The 16,743-nt window shown below is 72.0% G+C and carries 14 protein-coding genes and 2 pseudogenes; 10 read left to right on the top strand and 6 right to left on the bottom strand.

The annotated features are described in order from the left end of the window. The first annotated feature begins 112 nt into the window (after nucleotides 1–112). Nucleotides 113–1,156, top strand: coding sequence for a zinc-dependent alcohol dehydrogenase family protein (locus OG294_RS24085; RefSeq protein ID WP_327068621.1), 1,044 nt, complete (start codon nucleotides 113–115; stop codon nucleotides 1,154–1,156). A gap of 120 nt (nucleotides 1,157–1,276) precedes the next feature. On the opposite strand, the gene OG294_RS24090 is transcribed toward OG294_RS24085, so the two are convergent. From OG294_RS24090 to OG294_RS24100, 3 genes and pseudogenes are all read right to left on the bottom strand, one after another. Next, a complete protein-coding gene (locus OG294_RS24090) occupies nucleotides 1,277–2,308 on the bottom strand; it encodes a zinc-binding alcohol dehydrogenase family protein (RefSeq protein ID WP_327068622.1) in 1,032 nt (343 codons plus the stop codon). Between the two features lie 226 nt (nucleotides 2,309–2,534). Next, the gene (locus tag OG294_RS24095; protein ID WP_327068623.1) at nucleotides 2,535–3,338 is read right to left on the bottom strand and encodes a CBS domain-containing protein; all 804 of its coding nucleotides are present in this window, start codon (nucleotides 3,336–3,338) and stop codon (nucleotides 2,535–2,537) included. Nucleotides 3,339–3,386: 48 nt separating this feature from the next. Next, nucleotides 3,387–3,485, bottom strand: a pseudogene (locus OG294_RS24100) (SHOCT domain-containing protein); the annotation flags it as partial. Nucleotides 3,486–3,708: 223 nt separating this feature from the next. Between OG294_RS24100 and OG294_RS24105 the strand changes: the two are divergent. The 5 genes and pseudogenes from OG294_RS24105 (at nucleotide 3,709) to OG294_RS24125 (ending at nucleotide 9,168) form a co-directional block, all read left to right on the top strand. Then, on the top strand, nucleotides 3,709–4,704 hold the full coding sequence (locus OG294_RS24105) for an Acg family FMN-binding oxidoreductase (RefSeq protein ID WP_327068624.1): 996 nt from the start codon (nucleotides 3,709–3,711) through the stop codon (nucleotides 4,702–4,704). Between the two features lie 28 nt (nucleotides 4,705–4,732). After that, a complete protein-coding gene (locus OG294_RS24110; RefSeq protein WP_327068625.1) occupies nucleotides 4,733–5,152 on the top strand; it encodes a pyridoxamine 5'-phosphate oxidase family protein in 420 nt (139 codons plus the stop codon). Between the two features lie 266 nt (nucleotides 5,153–5,418). After that, entirely contained in the window at nucleotides 5,419–5,964 is a 546-nt protein-coding gene (locus tag OG294_RS24115) for an AAA family ATPase (protein WP_327068626.1), read from the top strand. 199 nt (nucleotides 5,965–6,163) lie between these two features. Next, nucleotides 6,164–8,235 (top strand): annotated as a pseudogene (locus OG294_RS24120) (thioredoxin domain-containing protein). Between the two features lie 66 nt (nucleotides 8,236–8,301). Further along, entirely contained in the window at nucleotides 8,302–9,168 is an 867-nt protein-coding gene (locus OG294_RS24125; RefSeq protein WP_327068627.1) for a GNAT family N-acetyltransferase, read from the top strand. A gap of 5 nt (nucleotides 9,169–9,173) precedes the next feature. Here the strand turns inward: OG294_RS24125 and OG294_RS24130 are convergent, their stop codons facing one another. Further along, nucleotides 9,174–10,136, bottom strand: coding sequence for a hypothetical protein (locus OG294_RS24130; protein ID WP_327068628.1), 963 nt, complete (start codon nucleotides 10,134–10,136; stop codon nucleotides 9,174–9,176). Nucleotides 10,137–10,410: 274 nt separating this feature from the next. On the opposite strand from OG294_RS24130, the gene OG294_RS24135 reads away from it, so the two are divergent. The 3 genes from OG294_RS24135 (at nucleotide 10,411) to OG294_RS24145 (ending at nucleotide 12,515) form a co-directional block, all read left to right on the top strand. Further along, nucleotides 10,411–11,142 carry a papain-like cysteine protease family protein gene (locus OG294_RS24135; RefSeq protein ID WP_327068629.1) on the top strand — a complete coding sequence of 244 codons (732 nt, stop codon included), beginning with the start codon at nucleotides 10,411–10,413 and terminating at the stop codon, nucleotides 11,140–11,142. Nucleotides 11,143–11,151: 9 nt separating this feature from the next. Further along, a complete protein-coding gene (locus OG294_RS24140) occupies nucleotides 11,152–12,033 on the top strand; it encodes a hypothetical protein (RefSeq protein WP_327068630.1) in 882 nt (293 codons plus the stop codon). 206 nt (nucleotides 12,034–12,239) lie between these two features. Next, entirely contained in the window at nucleotides 12,240–12,515 is a 276-nt protein-coding gene (locus OG294_RS24145) for a hypothetical protein (RefSeq protein ID WP_327068631.1), read from the top strand. A 22-nt stretch (nucleotides 12,516–12,537) separates the two neighbouring features. Here the strand turns inward: OG294_RS24145 and trhA are convergent, their stop codons facing one another. Then, nucleotides 12,538–13,254, bottom strand: a complete 717-nt coding sequence (trhA, locus tag OG294_RS24150) for a PAQR family membrane homeostasis protein TrhA (RefSeq protein WP_442789204.1) — start codon at nucleotides 13,252–13,254, stop codon at nucleotides 12,538–12,540. 268 nt (nucleotides 13,255–13,522) lie between these two features. On the opposite strand from trhA, the gene OG294_RS24155 reads away from it, so the two are divergent. Further along, nucleotides 13,523–15,349 (top strand): phosphoenolpyruvate carboxykinase (GTP), encoded by a 1,827-nt coding sequence (locus tag OG294_RS24155; protein WP_327068633.1) that lies wholly within the window; start codon nucleotides 13,523–13,525, stop codon nucleotides 15,347–15,349. Between the two features lie 157 nt (nucleotides 15,350–15,506). Here OG294_RS24155 and OG294_RS24160 read toward each other — a convergent pair whose 3' ends face one another. Continuing rightward, nucleotides 15,507–16,721, bottom strand: a complete 1,215-nt coding sequence (locus tag OG294_RS24160) for a pyridoxal phosphate-dependent aminotransferase (RefSeq protein ID WP_327068634.1) — start codon at nucleotides 16,719–16,721, stop codon at nucleotides 15,507–15,509. Nucleotides 16,722–16,743 lie beyond the last annotated feature (22 nt).

The following is a 16,743-nucleotide window of genomic DNA, read 5'->3' on the forward strand; positions in this document are numbered from 1 at the left end:
GTTACCCCCTGAGGCCCACCCCTTCGGGACCGATCGGCCCTGTGCCGACCGGGCAGGCAGCGGGAGCCTGGAGATGTCAGCCGGCCGCCACACGCCAGGAGAGTGATCGGACATGAAGGCCCTCACCTATCACGGCCCCGGACGCCGCACCTGGGGCGACGTCCCCGACCCGGTGATCCAGGACGCCGAGGACGCGATCGTCCGCGTGGACGCGGTGACCATCTGCGGCACCGACCTGCACATCCTCAAGGGCGACGTCCCGGAGGTGACCGACGGCCGCGTCCTGGGCCACGAAGCCGTGGGCACGGTCGTGCAGACAGGGGCGGCCGTGCGGACGCTGAAGGAAGGCGACCGCGTCCTGGTCTCCTGCATCTCCGCGTGCGGGCGCTGTGCCTACTGCCGGACGGCCACCTACGGCCAGTGCACCGGCGGCGGAGGCTGGATCCTCGGCCATCTGATCGACGGCACGCAGGCCGAGTACGTCCGCACCCCCTTCGCCGACAACTCCCTCCACGAGCTCCCCGCCGGGGTGAGCGACGAGACCGCGCTGCTGCTCGCCGACATCCTGCCCACCTCCTACGAGGTCGGCGTCCGCAAGGGGCAGGTCGAACCGGGCGACACCGTGGCAGTCGTCGGGGCCGGGCCGATCGGGCTGGCCGCGATCACCACCGCCCGGCTCTACAGCCCCGCCCGGATCATCGCCGTCGACCTGGCGCCCAGCCGCCTGGACGCCGCCAAGCGCGCAGGCGCCGACATCGCGCTCACCTCGGCCGAGGCCGCCGACGAGGCGATCCGCGCCCTGACCCGTGACGGCCGCGGCGTCAACGTGGCGATCGAGGCCGTCGGCGTGCCCGAGACCTTCGAACTGTGCACCCGCGTGGTGCGCCCCGGCGGCCGGGTCGCCAACGTCGGCGTGCACGGGAAGCCCGCCACCCTCCACCTGGAGGACCTCTGGATCAGAGACGTCACCATCACCACGGGCCTGGTCGACACCAGCAGCACCCCCCTGCTCCTCGACATGCTGGCCGCCGGACGGCTCGACGTCTCCCGGCTGGTCACCCACCGGTTCGGCCTCGACGAGATGCAGGAGGCATACGACGTCTTCGCCGACGCCGGAGCAAACGGCGCGCTCAAGGTCGCCCTGTTCCGTACCTGAGAACCGCAGGCGACTGTGCGCGTGCGCCCGGGACGCGATGCCCCGGCCCGGAGCGGCTGGCCCGCGCCCCACTACTCCTGCGGCCCGGTGAGAGCCCCTCGCTTACATTCTGACGCCACGTCACTCCGTGAGGAGGACGGCGACGCCGGTGATCCGATCGGCCGCGAGATCCGCCAGCGCGGTGTCGGCCCGGTTCATGGCGTAGCGCTGCACGTGGACGGCGGGCTGGTGCCGCGCGGCTTCGGCCAGGTAGGCGCGGCCGTCCTCGCGGGTGTTGGCGGTGACGCTGCGCAGGGTGCGTTCCTGGAAGAGGTGCTGGGCGTAGTTCAGGCCGGGGATGTCCGTGAGATGGATGCCTGCGACCGCGAGCGTTCCTCCCCGGTCCAGGGCGGCCAGCGCGACGGGGACCAGGTCGCCGACCGGGGCGAAGAGGATCGCCGCGTCGAGGGGTTCGGGCGGGCTGTCGTACGCGCCGCGGGCCGAGGCCGCGCCGAGCTCCAGGGCGAGGCGCCGGGCCGCCTCGGCGCGGGTCAGGACGTGCACGGTGGCTCCACGGGAGAGCGCGAGCTGGGCGGTCAGGTGCGCCGAGGCGCCGAAGCCGTAGATGCCGAGGCGGCCGCCGGGCGGCAGGTCGGCGCGTTGGAGGGCGCGGTAGCCGATGATGCCGGCACAGAGCAGCGGGGCGAGCTCCTCGTCGGCGGGGCCTTCGGGTAGCGGGTAGGCGAAGCGGGCGTCCACCGTCGTGTGGTCGGCATAGCCGCCGTGGATGTCCCAGCCGGTGTAGCGGGAGGACGGGCAGAGATTCTCACGGCCCGCGCGGCAGTAGCGGCACGCGCCGCAGGTGCTCGCCAGCCAGGCCGCTCCGACCCGGTCGCCGGGGCCGAACTCCGCGACATCACAACCTGCTTGCAGCACCCGGCCCACGATCTCGTGGCCGGGCGTGCAGCGTGGTGTGCGCGGCGGCAGATCGCCTTCGGTCAGGTGGAGGTCGGTGCGGCATACGCCGCAAGCCGCTACCTTGATCAGGATCTCCCACGGCCCCGGCGCGCCGATCGATCGCTCCACCCGGCGTAGCGGGAACGAGCCGATCGGGCCGGGCCGCTCGACCACCCAGGCGGTCGTGTTGGACGCGTCGTGTCGGGGTATCGCCATGTCCGCCCCTTCCTGAGCTGAGGCATGGGCCGAGGCGACGGCAGTAGCCACGCGACCCATTCCATCGTCCCCCAGGAACAGCAGGCTCGGACGGTGAGGGTCGAACGGCCCCGCCTCACAGGCGGCGTCCGCCCGGCGCCCGGAGGCAAGGAGACGGTGATGAGAGCAATCCTCGCGAAGTGGTACGTCGTCGAGAGCCGCACCACCGTTTCGGACGCCGACCGGGTCAGCCGGAGGTTTGGGGACCGGCCAGTCCCTCATCCTCGATCTCCCAGCGCAGGTCGTCGGCGACGCTGACGACGCCCTCGACGGCCCGTACGCGGTGAAGCAGTTGGTCGGCTTGGTGGTGGTGGACGGTGCGGGCTTCCAGGGCGACCCGGCCATGGACGCAGCCCACCCGCAGAGTCGAGGCCACCGTGCCGAGGTCGGGTGCCAGGGCGACCGCCTCGACCTCGGCACGGACGGCTGCGTCGTCGCGTCGTAGGACGTTCAGCAGGTCGCACAGGCAGACGATCCCAGTCAGCTGCCGTTGGGAGTCGACCACCGGCAGGTGGTGCACGCGGTGTCGCAACGCCAGCAGGGCCGCCTGCTCCACGGTCGTCCGCTCGCCGACCGTCACGACCGGCGTGCTCATGAGTTCACCAGCCTCGACGCCGGCCGCCTTGCGCCGGATCGTCCGCACGTATCGGGGCTCCCACAGCATGGACCGGGCCGGCAGGGCTTGGACTGCGAGCTTGGTGAGCAGGTCGGAGGCGCAGACCATGCCCATCACGTGCCGCTGTCGGTCGACCACGGGCAGCATGTCGTGGTGGTGGTCCTGGAGGGCGGAGACGACCACGGCGAAACCTGCCCGGGGATCGACCGCGACGACCTGGCGGGACATCACCTCGCTCACCCGGGTCCGGTGCGGGAGCCCGTCTGGCGGCTTGCCCTCGGCATCCTCCGATGGCTCGTCGGCCCGGTGCCGCGTCGTGTTCAGGCCCTCGGTGCTGTCGGTGGGCCCGGTCCGTCCGTGCGGCTGTCGGGACATGGCGATCGCCTCCTCGTCCTTGTCCTGCTCCCCTCCGCGGTGTGCGGGTCAGCGGTGCTCACGGAGGAGATCCAACCGGCGTCGGTACTCCTCGTCGTTGATCTCGCCGCGGGCGTACCGCTCGGCCAGCAGTTCCTCCGGCGTCGGGGGCCGATCGGCGGTGGGGCCGCCATCAGCCGGTCGGTCTCCTGGCGGGGAGCCGCCGAGCCGGTTGCCCCCGAGAACCACTCTGCGCCGACGACAGACGGAGTGAACAGGGCCGCTCGGCGCGGAAGGCGGGGCCGGTCGGCCCCTGCGTACATACGCCTGCCGCGCGCACGATGAGCAGTGGGAGGAGGAACTCCCTCCTCCGCCGGCGGAGGAGGCTCTCATGCTCACCTCGACTCTGGACGCTGCGACTCTGGAGCACCTGGTCTCCGCCGCAGTCGCGGCGCCGTCCATGCACAACACCCAGCCCTGGCGTTTCCGCTTCCGCCCCGAGACGACCACGCTGGAGGTCCGGGCCGTGCCGCAACAGGCGCTGCAGGTCACCGACTCCGCCGGCCGCGGGGTTCACATCTCCGTCGGTGCGGCCGTGTTCAACCTGCAGGTCGCCATCCGCCACTTGGGCCGCGAGCCGGTCGTGCACCTCCTGCCCCACCCGGCGGAACCGGATCTACTGGCAGCCGTCCGTCTCGCCGGCACCACCCGCATCGTCGCGGACGAGGATCGGGACCTGTACGAAGCGATCTGGCACCGGCACAGCAGCCGTCTCCCCTTCACCGGTCGGCCGGTCGACCCGGTGATCCTCGCCGAACTCGCCACTGCCGCCCGGGCAGAGGGCGCCGAACTGGAGATGCCCGACGACGTGGAGGTTCTCCGGCTGCTGGCGGTGACAGCGGAGGCAGAGCGACGCAACACCACCGAGCCTCGACGGGGCGCCGAAAGCCGCCACGCGATCCACGCGGCCGACAACGGTCCGCACGGCATTCCGGCGGCAGCCCTCGGCCCGCAGGGCTCCGCAGGCCGACTGCCGGTCAGGGACTTCTCCGCCATCAGCCCCGCCGAGCACCTGCCGCCCGTCCGCTTCGAGGCCCACCCGTGCATAGCCCTGCTGTCCACCGCTCACGACGAGCCAGCCGACTGGCTGCGCGCCGGCCAAGCACTCGAACACGTCCTGCTGCTCGCCACCGAATGCGGCTTGCAGGCATCCCTGTTGCACCAGGCCATGGAGTGGCCCGACCTGCGCTGGTCGCTGCGCGACCCGCAGCACGGCCCCGGCCACCCCCAGATGCTGATCCGCCTGGGACACGGGGCCGAAGGAGCAGCCACACCCCGCAGGCCGGCGAGTGACGTCCTGGACGGTGAGCCCCATGATCCCCGCTGAAGCCCCCAGGTCAGCGCCGCAGCCCAGAGTGCTGCCGATCGACCCGTCCGGTCAGTCCGGTGACACCTGGACCCGCGTGCAGAGCCTGGAGTTGCTGCGCCAGACGGCGGCCGGTCGCCTCATCCACACCGAGGGCGCGATGCCGGCCGTCACTCCGACGTGCTTCGTACTCGACACCGACGGCGCCGTGGTCGTCCCGCTGCCCGCCGACTCAGGGCTGGCCACGTCACTGGAGGACGTCGTCGTGGGATTCCAAGTCGATCGGCTCGACGAACAGACACTTCAGGGCTGGTCCGTACTCGTCATCGGTCGATCCCATCTGCTCACCGACCCGGCACGGCTCGCCGACCTTCGCCAGGACGGGCCGCAGCCGTGGGGCCACCAACCCGTGGGTTCGTACCTGCGCATCGAGAGCGAGCTGGTCACCGGCACGCCGCTCGGATTCTGAGGCGACCCCGAGCTGCGGACGGCTGCTGAGTCCGCCTGCGCCAACGGTGGCTCCCGGGCGGTTGAGGCGACCGGAGAGAACGGCGCTGGAGACTGCACCCCGCCACCGTCGTCGACAGGCAGCTCAGGTCGGCTTCGTCAGTGACGAGGCTCGTGGCACGAACTCTCCCGTGACGGACGGCCGAACGGCGCACGACAGGGACGGTGGTCATCAGGCGCTAAGGTCTCACTGGGCACTCAGGTTGACCGGACGGATCAAGCGCCGCGATGGCATGCCCGCGCGAATCTTCACGCCGTCATGGGCCAGGGAGCAAGACGCAGCTCATCGAACTCAGCGTTACCAACTTCCGCTCCCTGGCGGACGTCCAGGGCATACCGATCCGCAAGCAGACGATTCTGACCGGTCACAACGACTGCGGCAAGACAGCCACGCTGGACGCACTGGCGTTCCTGCTGGGTGAACGGTCCGGCGGTGACCTCGTTCTCGCACATCACGGGCTCTTGGGTGGGCATCATCCGACAGGGCAGGTGTCGAGCATCTCGCCCAACGCGGTCTTCTCCGAGTCAGTGACGTTCAGAGCGTGGAGCTGCCGCCGTGCGAACTCGAATGCGGAGCGGTCCCTGCAGTCGAGTCAAGTGCGGGTTCAAGAGCATCGGCGGGTGAAAACGGGGTCCAGTTCCAGCCTGAGCCCATCGGGGGTCGGCAAGCACCTGTCGGTCGCCTCGGTGTCCCGGGCGCGCGTCGATGCCGAGGAGACCACCGTGCTCGCCGCTGTGGACGACGGCCCGTCACTGCGACCCAGGCCCGCATGAATCCGCCAGCCCGGCGACCCGCATGAAACCCTCGGCCAGGTGAGGACCATTGCAGGCCACCGGGCAGTTCCGGGCGCGGGAAGGAGCGCCGGCCATGATGTTAACGCGGTGACGTACGAACGGTGAGAGCTGGGCTACGTCCTTGTCCGGCCCGCGCGGGAGCTGGGCTGGACGGTCCGGGTCGTGCGACGATGCCGGTATGAATCGACTCGCGAACGCGACGTCGCCGTACCTGCTCCAGCACGCTTCCAATCCGGTGGATTGGTGGCCATGGGGAGAGGAGGCGATGAATGAAGCGAAGCGGCGGGACGTGCCCATTCTCTTGAGTGTGGGCTATGCGTCCTGTCACTTATGCTTCTACTAATTTACTGGTGTCATGTGATGGCGCACGAGAGCTTCGAGGATGCGGGGCTCGCGGAGTACCTGAACGAGCGGTTCGTCGCGGTGAAGGTGGACCGCGAGGAGCGGCCGGATGTGGATGCGGTGTACATGGAGGCGGTGCAGGCGGCGACCGGGCAGGGCGGGTGGCCGATGACGGTGTTCCTCACGCCGGACAAGGAGCCGTTCTACTTCGGGACGTACTTCCCGCCCGAGCCGCGGCACGGGATGCCCTCGTTCCGGCAGGTGTTGGAGGGGGTGGACGCCGCGTGGCGGGAGCGGCGTGAGGAGGTGGCCGAGGTTGCCGGGCGGATCCGGGCGGAGCTGGCCGAGCGGGCCGGGGTGTACGGGGCGGGGGCGGGGCTGGCCGCGCCGGGGGAGGCGGAGCTGCACCAGGCGCTGGCGGGGCTGAGTCGGAGCTTCGATCCGGCGCGCGGCGGGTTCGGCGGGGCGCCGAAGTTCCCGCCGGCGATGGCGCTGGAGTTCCTGCTGCGGCACCACGCGCGCACCGGGTCCGAGGTGGCGCTGGAGATGGTGACCGGGACGGCCGAGGCGATGGCGCGCGGCGGGATCTACGACCAGCTCGGCGGCGGGTTCGCGCGCTACTCGGTGGACGCGGGCTGGGTGGTGCCGCACTTCGAGAAGATGCTCTACGACAACGCGCTGCTGATCCGGGTCTACCTGCACCTGTGGCGGGCCACCGGGGACGAGCGGGCGCGGCGGATCGCGCTGGAGACCTCGGACTTCCTGGTGCGTGAACTGGGCACGCCGGAGGGCGGGTTCGCCTCGGCGCTGGACGCGGACAGCGAGGATGCGCACGGGGCGCACCGGGAGGGTGCGTACTACGTCTGGACGCCGGGGGAGTTGGCGCGGGAGCTGGGGGAGGAGGACGGCGCGCTGGCGGCCCGGCTGTTCGCGGTGACCGAGGACGGGACCTTCGAGGAGGGGGCCTCGGTGCTCCAGCTGCTGGCCGACCCCGAGGACGTCCCGCGCTACCAGCGGCTGCGCGAGCGGCTGTTGGCGGCGCGGGCGAAGCGGCCGTCCCCGGCGCGGGACGACAAGGTGGTGGCCGCCTGGAACGGGCTGGCGATCGCGGCGCTCGCCGAGACCGGCGCGCTGCTGGACCGCCCGGACCTGGTGGAGGCCGCGGGCCGCGCGGCCGATCTGTTGCTGAGCGTCCATCTCAGCGCGCACGGAAGGCTGTTGCGTACCTCGCGGGACGGTCGCCCGGGTGCCAATGCGGGCGTGCTGGAGGACTACGCCGACGTGGCCGAGGGGTTCCTCGCGCTGTACGCGGTGACCGGGGAGGCCGAGTGGCTGGGGCTCGCGGGCGGGCTGCTGGACACGGTGCTCGTGCACTTCACCGACGAGACGTCAGGGAGCCTGTACGACACGGCCGATGATGCCGAGGAGCTGATCCGCCGGCCGCAGGACCCGACCGACAACGCCACCCCGTCCGGCTGGACGGCCGCCGCCCAGGCGCTGCTGACGTACGCGGCGTACACCGGTTCGGAGCGCCACCGCACCGCCGCGGAGCGGGCGTTGGGCGTGGTGGGCGCACTCGCGGGGCAGGCGCCGCGGTTCATCGGGTGGGGGCTGACGGCGGCCGAGGCGCTGCTGGACGGCCCGCGCGAGGTGGCGGTGGTCGGTGCCGCGGACGATCCGCGCACGGCGGCGCTGCACCGCACGGCGCTGCTGGCCACCGCGCCCGGCGCGGTGGTGGCGCTCGGCACGGCGACCGGGGAGAGCACCGGCCTGCAGGTGCCGCTGCTCGCCGACCGGCCGCTGCTGGACGGGGCGCCGGCGGCCTACGTCTGCCGGCACTTCGCCTGCCAGGTGCCGACCTCGGACCCGGCCGCGCTGGCCGAGCAGGTGGGGGCCACCCGGCGCTGAGGCGGGCGCATCCGCCGCCCCGGATATTCAGGTGCGGGCGGCGGATGCGGCGGCCAGGATCGGTGGATGACTTGGACATGCACTGAGGACGTCGCGGAGTTCCGGGCGCACGCGGAGGGCTTCCTGGGCGAGCACCCGGCCGCGAATACCGTGCTGCTGACCCTCGTCCACCGGCTGGCGGCCGGCCAGTCGGTCGGTGGGGACCCGGCGCTGCCGCCGCGCCTGGGCTGGTGGCGCGCGGGCCCGCAGGCCCCGGTGACCGCGGCCTTCGTGCAGACCCCGCCGCATGCGCTGCGGCTGAGCGCGATGGCGCCCGAGCGCGCGGCCGAGCTGGCACTGGCGCTGCCCGAGGGGTGGTCGGGGCTGTCCGGGGTGGCGGCCACCACGGCGGTGGCCGAGGCGTTCGCCGGCGCCTGGGCCGAGCGGTTCGACCTGACCACCGACGTGCGGGAGCGCCTGCGGCTCTACCGGCTGGGCGAGTTGGTCCTGCCGACCGTGCGGGGCCGGCTGCGCGCCGCCGGGCCGGACGACCACGCGCTGCTGGTCGGCTGGTGGCAGGCCTTCCTGACCGAGGTCGGGATACCTGCCTTCACCCCGGTGGAGGAGAGCGTGGCCCGCCGCACGGCCGAGGGGGACATCCTCGTGTGGGAGAGCGACGGCGCGGACGAGCAGGTCCGGCCGGTGTCGATCGCGGCGGTCTCGCCGACGCTGGCGGGCATGTCCCGGATCGGCCCGGTCTACACCCCGCCCGAGGAGCGCGGCCACGGCTACGCGAGCGCGGTGACCGCGGGCGCCTCCACGCTCGCGATCGCGCGCGGGGCCCAGGAGGTGCTGCTCTACACCGACCTGGCGAACCCGGTGAGCAACTCGATCTACCAGAAGATCGGTTACCGGCCGGTGGCGGACAACCTGGAGCTGAGCTTCACGGGCTGAGGCGGTCAGTCCCAGTCCCACCGGATGCCCAGCAGGCAGGGCGCCAGCCCGGTGGCGATCAGGTGGACGCAGTGGTGCCCGTCCAGCGTGAGCTCCTCGGTCTCGTCGGGCAGCGCGCCGGGTGCGCTGCTGACGAAGCGGTGGCAGCGCACCGGGAGCGCCTGCGGGTGGAAGGTGACCTGCAGGACGTACTGCCCGGTCCCGGAGTTGAAGCCGCGCACGTACTCGGTGCTGGGCTGCGGCGCGGGGGCGTCGTCGAAGCCGTAGCCGAGCAGGTGGGTCTCGCCGGTGCGCAGGCGGCGGTCGAGCAGCAGTTCGGCGATGACGAGTTGGGCCGCGGGGTCGCGTCCGATCCGGCCCGGGCGGCAGTTCTCCTCGGCCCGCACCACCACCTGGGACACGTCGCAGCCGGGGTCGCCCTGGTGGATCGCCAGGTACCGGTCGATGCCGTCGCGGTGGGCCCGCACCGCGTGCTGCGAGTCGCGGCGCAGCAACTGGCGGTCGGCGCCGATCCGGATCCGCTCGATGTGGGTGACCGTGTGCAGATCGGTGTCGCGCGGCCCGGGCAGCCCGGCGAGCAGGTGGTCGACCGCGTCGGCGGGGGCGATCAGGTCGCGGTAGGGGCGGGTGGCCACCGGCGGCCCGGCCGCGGCGTCCGCAGCGGCCCGGCGCGGGCCGAGCAGCCGGGTGAGCGAGTGCGCGGGCAGCTCCAGCACCTCCTCCAGGGCCCGCACCGCGCGCAGCGACTCGGCGCGTTCGGGGCGGCGCCGCCCCTGTTGCCAGTAGCTCAGGCTGGTCACTCCGACGTGCACGCCGCGCTGCGCGAGGTGCTGCTGGACCCGGTGCAGGGCCAGGCCGCGCGCGCTGAGCGCGGTGCGCAGCGCGAGGTGGAACGGGCCGGTGCGCAGGACCGTGGCCAGGTCGGGCCGCACGGCGTGCGGTGCGGTGCGCTGTGGCGATCGCCCCATGGCGCGGCCTCCCTCCCGGGGCGGCGGGTGCGGTGAATATTCACACCTCCATGGCCCCTCGTCACCCGTGGGGTGGGCCCTGCGTCGCCCGGCGCCCGGTGCTGTTCACACTCGGAGGGCACCGTTCACACCGGGTCCGGGGGCCACCGAACCACGGTTGACCAGGGACGGTCAACGGCTGATGCTCGGTCACACCCCACCGCCGTTCGCGACGGCACCGGGGTTCGCGTGTCCCCCACTTCCTTTCCCTGCCGTCCGCAAGGAGGAAACGCCCATGCCCCTGCCCAGAACCGCCCGGCCGACCAGAACGGCCCGGCCGACCGGAACGGCCCGGCTGCGCAAGGCGCTTGCCGTCGCCGCGCTGGCCACGCTCGCCCCGGCCCTGACCGTGGCGGCGAGCTCCCCGGCCTCGGCCGCCGCCGCACCGCCCGCGCAGTCCGGGCGGCTCGCCCAGGCACAGCCGGCGTTCGCCGCCGGCACCAGCTCCGGGACCGATGCTCCCAGTGCCGCGACCCCCGACGCGGGCAGCTGGAAGACGCTCAACATCGGGATGCAGCAACAGCAGAACTCCAATTGGTGCTGGGCGGCCAGCGGCGACACCGTCGCGAGCTGGTTCGGCTACACCTACAGCCAGAACCAGTTCTGCAACGCCGCGTTCGGCCGCAGCATCAACTCTTCCTGCCCCAACAGCCAGGCGGCGCTGGACGACGTGCAGAACGCGCTCGGCTGGATCGGGATCACCCCGGGCAACTACGTCACCGGGTACCTGTACTACAGCACCGTGCAGAACGAGATCACCAACAACCGGCCGGTCGAGACCCGGATCCAGTGGTCCTCGGGCGGCGGCCACATGGAGGTGCTGTACGGGTACGACACCGGCAACAACTGGGTCTACTGGGGCGACCCGTGGCCCTCGGACAACCGCTACAACTGGGCGGACTACAACTACTACGTCAGCAACGACTCCTTCTCCTGGACCCACTCCCTGTACCAGATCGGAGCGTGAGGAGGAGCCATGACGATCACTCAGTTCTTGCACCGGGCAGCCGTGCTGGCCGTCCTGGCGGCGACGGCCGGACTCGCGCTGGCGCTGCCGGCCCAGGCCGCACCGCAGTCCGCACCCCGGGCGGCCGGCGAGGCGGCACCCGCCGCGGTGGCCGCCGGTGACCTGGCCGCCGCCCGCTCGGCGGTCCAGAGCCCGGCCGTCCTCGGTCAGTTGGGCGATTTCTTCGCCCGCAGGGGCGTGCCGCCCACCCAGCCGCTCCAGCTCGGCGCGGCCGCCGAGGCCAAGGCGGCGGCACAGGCGGACCCGACGCTGGTCGGCGCGACGGTCCCGGTCTACACCCTGGACCCGGGCTTCGTCGCGGGCACCAAGGGATCGCCGGTGGCCCGGGCGGACTTCACGGCGACCGAGGCGGTGGCCGCCGACGGGCAGCAGGCCTCGGTCTGGGCCGTCCAGCAGAACGGGAGTTGGCGGGTGGTGAACATCGCCTCCGGCAGCGACGAGACCGACTACGCGGCGCGCGGCGCGGCCGGCGGCGGTGGCACGGTCTTCCGTGAGCCGCAGGTGAACGCCTGGTACGTGCTGCGCGCGGGCCGGGTGCTGCCGCTGGACACCGAGGCCCGGGAGTCGGTGGGCGCGAACGGGACGAGCCTGGCGGCGTACCAGCAGCTGGTGCACCGGCGGTACGGCGACAAGCTGCCGGGCTCGGCCTACGACAAGGCCGGGCTGGGCGGCGGCTTCTCGCCGACCACGGCGAGCGTCGCGCAGCAGGGCGCGGGCGCCGTGGGCGGCGCACTCGGCCTGCCCGTGCCGGCGCTCACGGCCGCCGGCGCGCTCGGAGTGACCGCGCTGGCGGGCGCCGGCCTGGCCGTCCGCCGCCGGGCGCGCGGCTGACCGAGGCCGCGCAGCCGAGTGGCCCCACGGGATCATCTCCCGTGGGGCCACTCGGCGTTGGACGCCCCGGGCGGGACCGGCAGCCGTTCCGGCACCCGGAGTTGATGAAACATTGATGTGTTGTTCGCTCGTCTTTGACTACACCCTGTCACTATCGGTAGATACCATGTGTCACTGGGTTAGACCGGGGAGAGGTGGCGAGCGCCATGAAGGACACGCGGGACCTGCAGCTTTGGGGGACGGTCGCCGTCGTCGGTGCCGCTCTGGCCGTGGTGGCCGCCTACTTGGCCGACGGCGCCGCACTGGTGTGGGCGGTGGCCTCGGTGGAGGCGCTGCTGGTGATGGTGCACGTCTCCCGGCGGTTCCGGTACCTGGGTCATCCGGTCGAGTCCCGCCACGAGCCCGCGGCCGACCCCGATGCCCGCCCGGACGCCGCCCACTGCGAGCGCTGCCGCCGGGTCCGCGAGCGCGCCTCCCACTGACGGCGGCGGGCCGTGGGCGTGCTCAGCTCGTCACGCTGTACGCCACCAGCGAGACCCCTACGTACTGCACGATGAACGCTCCGAGGGTGAACGCGTGGAAGACCTCGTGGAACCCGAACCAGCGCGGTGAGGGGTTGGGCCGCTTCAGCCCGTAGATCACGCCGCCCGCGCTGTAGAGCAGCCCGCCGACGATCATCAGCGTGATCACCGCGACCCCGCCGGTGTGCAGGAAGTCGGGCAGGAAGAAGACCGCGGCCCAGCCCAGCGCCAGGTAGCACGGCGTGTAGAGCCAGCGCGGTGCGCCGACCCAGAAGACCCGGAACGCTATCCCGGCCAGTGCCCCGCCCCAGACCAGCCAGAGCAGCGTCTCGCGCCGCCCGCCGTGCAGCAGCAGGATGGTGAACGGCGTGTAGGACCCGGCGATGATCAGGAAGATGTTCGCGTGGTCCAGCCGGCGCAGGATCGCGTCGCCGCGCGGGCCCCAGGTGAAGCGGTGGTAGACCGCGCTGATGCCGAAGAGCAGCCAGGCGCTCACGGAGTAGATGGCGCAGGCGAGCCGGGCCCGCGGTGAGTCCGCCAGGCAGATCAGCACGATGCCCCCCGCCAGCGAGGCCGGGAACATGCCCGCGTGCAGCCAGCCGCGCCAGGCGGGTTTGGCGGGCAGGGGCGCCGCGCTCGTCGCCGTCACGTCGGCGACCGGGTCCGTAGCCGGGTTCTGATCCGCTGTCATGGCGCTCATGCTACCTACGCCTGCGTAGGTTACTGATAAGTAGGAAGTGGCTCTCATCACTTTTGGACAATCTGGCAGAGTTGGATGTGATCCGGAGAGCTCTCGGACGTGCCGCAACCGCCCGCGAAAGTGCCAGTTTTTGGCCATAGAGGAGCAAAACTTGCGGCAAAAACGCCATCGCGCTGTGTTGGGCTTTTCGAGCCGGGGCTACGCTGCAAGCACCCTCAACCCCCCGGACGCCTGCTCGATGGCCGAGCAGGCGTGAAACGGAGCGATCGTGTCGTACGAGAACTCTGCCGTCAGCGCGGCGGCACCCACTCGCCACCAGCGGCTGCTGACCTGGGTCAGCGAGATCGCGGAGCTCACCCAGCCGGACCGCGTCGAGTGGTGCGACGGCTCGGAGGAGGAGTACCAGCGCCTCGCCGACCTGCTCGTCGCCCAGGGCACCTTCAAGAAGCTCAACGAGCAGAAGCGGCCCAACTCCTACTACGCCGCCTCCGACCCGAGCGACGTCGCGCGCGTCGAGGACCGCACCTTCATCTGCTCCGAGCAGGAGAAGGACGCGGGCCCCACCAACCACTGGAAGGCGCCCGCCGAGATGCGGGAGATCTTCAGCGGCCGGGACGGGCTGTTCCGGGGCGCGATGAAGGGCCGCACGATGTACGTCGTGCCGTTCTCGATGGGCCCGGTCGGCTCGCCGCTGGCCGCCTACGGCGTCGAGATCACCGACTCCGCCTACGTCGCCGTGTCGATGCGCGTGATGACCCGCATGGGCCAGGCCGTGCTCGACCAGCTCGGCGAGGACGGCGAGTTCGTCAAGGCCGTGCACACCGTGGGCGCCCCGCTCACCGAGGGCCAGGCGGACGTGCCGTGGCCGTGCAACACCACCAAGTACATCTCGCACTTCCCGGAGACCCGCGAGATCTGGTCCTTCGGCTCCGGCTACGGCGGCAACGCCCTGCTGGGCAAGAAGTGCTACGCGCTGCGCATCGCCTCCACCATGGCGCGCGACGAGGGCTGGCTGGCCGAGCACATGCTCGTCCTCAAGCTCACCGCGCCGAACGGTGAGGTCAAGTACGTCACCGCCGCCTTCCCGAGCGCCTGCGGCAAGACCAACCTCGCCATGCTCCAGCCCACCATCCCGGGCTGGAAGGTCGAGACGATCGGCGACGACATCGCCTGGATGCGCTTCGGCGCCGACGGGCGGCTCTACGCGATCAACCCGGAGGCCGGCTTCTTCGGCGTCGCCCCGGGCACCGGCGTGGACACCAACGCCAACGCGATCGACACGCTGTACGGCAACACCGTCTTCACCAACGTCGCGCTGACCGACGACGGCGACGTCTGGTGGGAGGGCCTGACGGAGGAGCCGCCGGCCCACCTGACCGACTGGCGCGGCAACGACTGGACGCCGGCCAGCCAGACCCCGGCCGCCCACCCGAACGCGCGCTTCGCCGTGCCGGCCGCGCAGTGCCCGACCATCGCCCCCGAGTGGGAGGACCCGGCGGGTGTGCCGATCTCGGCCATCCTGTTCGGCGGCCGCCGCGCCACCGCCGTCCCGCTGGTCACCGAGTCCTTCGACTGGCAGCACGGCGTCTTCCTGGGCTCCAACATCGCCTCGGAGAAGACCGCCGCCGCCGAGGGCACCGTGGGCGAGCTGCGCCGCGACCCGTTCGCGATGCTGCCCTTCTGCGGCTACAACATGGGCGACTACTTCGCCCACTGGCTCAAGCTCGGCGCGGCCGCCGACGCGGCCAAGCTGCCGAAGATCTACTACGTCAACTGGTTCCGCAAGAACGCCGAGGGCACGTTCGTCTGGCCGGGCTACGGCGAGAACAGCCGCGTGCTGAAGTGGATCGTCGAGCGCCTGCAGGGCACCGGCGAGGGCGTCGAGACGCCGATCGGCGTGCTGCCGGCCAAGGACGCGCTCGACCTGGACGGCCTGGACCTCTCGGCGGAGGACCTGGAGCTGCTGCTCTCGGTCGACAACGAGATCTGGCGCCAGGAGGCCGCGCTGATCCCGGCCCACCTGGAGCTGTTCGGCGACCACACGCCCACCGAGCTGTGGGACGAGTATCAGGCCCTGCTCAAGCGCCTGGGCTGAGCCCGCGAGGGCTCCTGCGACCAGGTCCGGCCGCCGCTGCGGAGTGGCGCGGCGGCCGGACCTCTGACGTCAGCCGTACGGCCGCGGTCCCCGGGCCGGCGACCTCCCCGTCCGGGGGTCGTCGGGCCGGGGACCGCGGCCGTACCGACATCCGTGCCTACGGCTGGACGTACCCCGCCAGGAAGTCGCCGATCCGGGTCACCGCGTCCTCGATCTCCTCCGGGCGCGGCAGCGTGACCAGCCGGAAGTGGTCCGGCTCCGGCCAGTTGAAGCCGCTGCCCTGGACGATCAGGATCCGCTGGGCGCGCAGCAGGTCGAGCACCATCTGCGCGTCGTCCTTGATCTTGTAGACCGAGGGGTCGAGCCGCGGGAACGCGTACAGCGCGCCCTTCGGCTTCACGCAGCTGACGCCGGGGATCTCGTTGAGCAGCCGGTACGCGGCGTCGCGCGACTCCAGCAGCCGGCCGCCGGGCAGCAGCAGGTCCTTGACCGACTGCCGGCCGCCGAGCGCGGCCGCCACCGCGTGCTGCGCGGGCATGTTGGCGCAGAGTCGCATGCTGGCCAGCACGTGCAGGCCCTCGATGTAGCTCTGGGCGCGGCCCCGGTCGCCGGAGAGCACCATCCAGCCGGAGCGGAAGCCGGCCACCCGGTAGGCCTTGGACATGCCGTTGAAGGTGACGCAGAACAGGTCGGGCGCCAGCGTGGCCAGCGGCACGTGCTCCACGCCGTCGTAGAGGATCTTGTCGTAGATCTCGTCCGCGTAGATCACCAGCTGGTGCCGGCGGGCGATCTCCACGATCCCCTCGAGCACCTCGCGCGGGTAGACCGCACCGGTGGGGTTGTTGGGGTTGATCACCACGATCGCCCGGGTCCGGTCGGTGACCTTGGACTCGATGTCCGCCAGGTCCGGGTACCACTCGGCCTGTTCGTCGCAGCGGTAGTGCACGGCGGTGCCGCCGGCCAGGCTGACCGAGGCCGTCCACAGCGGGTAGTCCGGCGCGGGGACGAGCACCTCGTCGCCGTCGTTCAGCAGCGCGTTCATGGCGAGCTGGATCAGCTCGGAGACGCCGTTGCCGAGGAAGACGTCCTCCACGCTCAGCCCGTGCAGCCCGCGCTCCTCGTAGCTCATCACCACGGCGCGGCGCGCGGAGAGCAGGCCCTTGGAGTCGCCGTAGCCGTGCGCGGTGGAGAGGTTGCGCAGGATGTCCTGGAGGATCTCCGGCGGCGCCTCGAAGCCGAACGCGGCGGGGTTGCCGGTGTTCAGCTTGAGGATGCGATGCCCCTGGTCCTCCAGTCGCATCGCCTCGTCGAGCACCGGACCCCGGATGTCGTAGCAGACATGGGCGAGCTTGCTGGACTGGATGACCTGCATCCCGTCACTGTACGGCGCCCGG

Origin of the sequence: Kitasatospora sp. NBC_01302, assembly GCF_035976515.1 — a bacterium.
Taxonomy (GTDB): domain Bacteria; phylum Actinomycetota; class Actinomycetes; order Streptomycetales; family Streptomycetaceae; genus Kitasatospora.